Raw genomic sequence first — 800 nt, 5'->3', positions numbered from 1 at the left:
CGTGAAGCCCGCCAGCAGCTGTCGATCGTCCGACTGAGGACGGGCTGGAGCGCGTACGTCCGCGCGATCGCCGCCAGTCGGGCCCGCAGCTGTTCCTCGGCCTCGTCGCAGGCCCGCCTGACGGGCTTCGAGCGGACGATCAGTCGCAGCCTCCACGTCGCCGGCACACCGGATGTGAACACCGCCCGCGCGGCGACGAAGGCGACGACTGCGACGCCCCCGAGTATCTGCCGCGTCTTCGCCGCCACGCGCCGTCCGACCCCGACTCCGGCGACGGCGACCAGGCCGCCGACCACCTGCCGTCCCGGCCGGACAACCCGTTGCCCGGCGCGGCCAAGGGGACGTACGGCACCTCCACCAGCACCTCCGCCCGCACCTCCACCGCCCCGCCCGCAGGCGGGCCCGTTTCGCAGGCCAGCGGCCCGGTAAGGGGTCGTGTCCGTGGCGACGACCCTCTTCCCCCTGCTGCTGAGGTGCGGTGGAAGCGGGGTTCGACACAGCCGGTCAGGAAGGGGGTCATGGTGTCGCTCGCCTTGTTTCAGCGCGCCACCGCACGTGAGCTCTGGAGTCTAGTGCTGCCCCAGCAGCGCAGCGACAAGGCGACCCGCGATGCCCTGGGCGACCTGGCGGCCGCCGGCAGGGTGCGTGAGGAACTGCGCCTGCCGGACGGCCGCAAGTTCTGGTGCCTGACCGCCGCCGGCCGCCGCGGCGACTGGCGCCCTGCCGGTCACCATCGGTGCCTGTCAGCAGGTACGCATGCGGAGCCCGGGAAACCCGAGGCGATAGCGCGTGTACCCCGT

The 800-nt window shown here is 73.1% G+C and carries 2 protein-coding genes; one reads left to right on the top strand and one right to left on the bottom strand.

Going from position 1 to position 800, the window contains the following annotated elements:
• A partial coding sequence (locus ACFQ87_RS41855; protein ID WP_380616216.1) for a hypothetical protein occupies positions 1 to 248 on the bottom strand: 248 nt, incomplete at its 3' end.
• 270 nt (positions 249 to 518) lie between these two features.
• On the opposite strand from ACFQ87_RS41855, the gene ACFQ87_RS41850 reads away from it, so the two are divergent.
• The coding region (locus ACFQ87_RS41850) for a hypothetical protein (RefSeq protein WP_380616215.1) at positions 519 to 800 on the top strand (282 nt) is incomplete at its 3' end.

The organism is Kitasatospora sp. NPDC056531 (genome assembly GCF_042794375.1).
Classification (GTDB): Bacteria; Actinomycetota; Actinomycetes; order Streptomycetales; family Streptomycetaceae; genus Kitasatospora.
This window is presented reverse-complemented; position numbering and strand designations above follow the sequence as displayed.